The organism is Aeromicrobium sp. (genome assembly GCF_036676885.1).
GTDB lineage: Bacteria > Actinomycetota > Actinomycetes > Propionibacteriales > Nocardioidaceae > Aeromicrobium.
Genome location: NZ_JAKFCB010000169.1, coordinates 1 through 2,198, shown reverse-complemented (window position 1 = coordinate 2,198; position 2,198 = coordinate 1). Strand labels below are relative to the sequence as shown.

General features: G+C 70.2%; 2 protein-coding genes. Both read left to right on the top strand.

The window, feature by feature from the left end; translation table 11 throughout:
• Positions 1-601, top strand: a 601-nt coding sequence (locus V6M46_RS08165; protein WP_332663621.1) for an aldehyde dehydrogenase family protein, incomplete at its 5' end; no start/stop codon positions are given.
• A 95-nt stretch (positions 602-696) separates the two neighbouring features.
• Positions 697-2,198 (top strand): oxidoreductase (locus V6M46_RS08160; protein ID WP_332663619.1); only part of this gene is annotated, 1,502 nt, incomplete at its 3' end.

The following is a 2,198-nucleotide window of genomic DNA, read 5'->3' as shown; positions in this document are numbered from 1 at the left end:
CGACGCCCTCGCCGACGCGTTCACGTCCCTCAAGGTCGGCGACCCGATGGAGCTCGACACCGTCGTCAGTCCGCTGATCACCGCTGCCCACCGTGACCGCGTCGAGGGCTACGTCGCCGGTGCCCGCGCGGAGGGCGCCACGGTCAAGGTCGGTGGACGCCGGCCGGCGCACCTCGAGCGTGGCTGGTACTACGAGCCGACGCTCCTCACTGACGCCACGAATGACATGACCGCCTCACGCGAGGAGATCTTCGGGCCCGTCGTCTCGCTGATCCCGCACCGCGGCGAGGACGACGCGATCGCGCTCGCCAACGACAGCCAGTACGGCCTGGCCGGCTCGGTCTTCACCGCCGACAACGCCCACGGCTTCGAGGTGGCCCGGAAGGTGCGCACCGGCACATACGCGGTCAACACCATGGCGGCCGACCTCGGCTCACCGTTCGGCGGCTTCAAGCACTCCGGGATCGGCCGCGAGCACGGTGTGACGGCGGTCCAGGAGTATCTGCTGTCACGCACCATCTCGATCGACCCGAGCCAGGAGCTCCCGGCGTCCGTCGTGGCGGGCGTCCCGCTCGGCACCGGGCCGGGTACGACCACCTGACGTCAGGCGCGGGGGTCCTCCTCCCCCGCGCATGACGAAGGGCCCCTGACCGGTCTGCTGGTCAGGGGCCTTCTTTTCCCTCAGGAAGGAACTGCATGACCCCGGAGTTCACTCACCTCTTCTCACCCGTGGCGGTCGGCGCCCATGGGCTCCCGAACCGGCTCGTGGCCACGCCCGCCGGTACGTCGATCGTCCGCGACGGCATCTCGCAACACGGAGACCATGCCCACTACGAGCGCCTGGCGCAGGGCGGCGTCGGGCTCATCATCGCCGGCGCGATGCTGGCCGACCCAGGTGGCATGTCGCGATCGCGCTACCTGGTCGAGGCGTTCAACGAGGACGCCATGCCGTCGATGGCCAGGCGCGCGGAGCTGGTGCATGCCGAGGGCACGAAGATCTTCGGCCAGATCGCCCACCTGGGTCGTGAGCTGCTGGGCACCGAGGCGGTGCGCTGGCCGGTGGCGCCATCGCCGGTGCTGTCGCCGCGCGATGTCTTCCCGCCCCGCGAGCTGGAGGTCGAGGACATCGCTGAGATCGTCGCGTACTTCGCGCGCTCGGCGCGCAACCTCGAGCTCTGCGGCTACGACGGTGTCGAGCTGCATGCCGCTCACGGCTACCTTCCCGCGCAGTTCCTCTCGCGCAGCGCGAACCTAAGGACCGACGCGTACGGCGGTGACCTGGCCGGGCGCTACCGGTTCCTGCGCGAGCTGATCGACGCCGTTCGCGCCAGCTGCTCCGCAGAGTTCGCGCTCGGCGTTCGGCTCAGCGCGGAGGAGGAAATCCCCGACGGGATCGACACCGATGAGACGTGTCGAATCGCCGAGCTGATGGCTGCCCAGGGCGGGGTCGACTACGTCAGCGTGACGCACGGGGTCCGCGGAGCGTACGTCAAGGACGGCTCCCATCCCGACAAGGTCGCGGTGCCGTCGGCGGCCCGTGTCAAAGCCGCGTCGGGACTGACCACTCTGGTCGCGCAGCGCATCCGCGACCCGTCCGCTGCCGAGGATGTCCTGCGCACCGGCTCCGCGGACCTCGTCGGCATGGCCCGGGGCCTGCTCGCCGACCCCGACCTGCCCCGCAAAGCGCGTGAGGGCCGGGCCGCCGAGATCCGCACGTGCCTCGGCATCAACCAGGACTGTCGCGCGTTCGACGAACACATCCACTGCGCCGTAAACGCCGAGGTCGGTCGGCTCGACGACGTGTTCGGCCCGTCGACGACTCCGTCCACGGTGTATGTCGTCGGTGGCGGCCCGGGAGGCCTGGAAGCGGCCCGGGTCGCCGCCGAACGTGGGCACGCCGTCGTGCTGCTCGAACGCGAGAAGGTGCTGGGCGGCCAGCTGAACGCCGCCGCGTCAGCACCCCACCGCGGCGCACTGATCGACATCGTCGACCACCTCACTCGGGAGCTTCGCCGCCTCAAGGTCGACGTCAACCTCGGCGCGGAGATCTCGCTCGACGATCTCACGGCCATCGCCGGTGAAGCCTCCAGCGTCATCATCGCAACGGGATCCGCGCCGCTCGATGCTCCCACCCAGTTTCCGACTGCCGTCAGCGTCGAGTCCGTGCTCAGCCGTGGTGTCGAACACGGTGCCGAGGG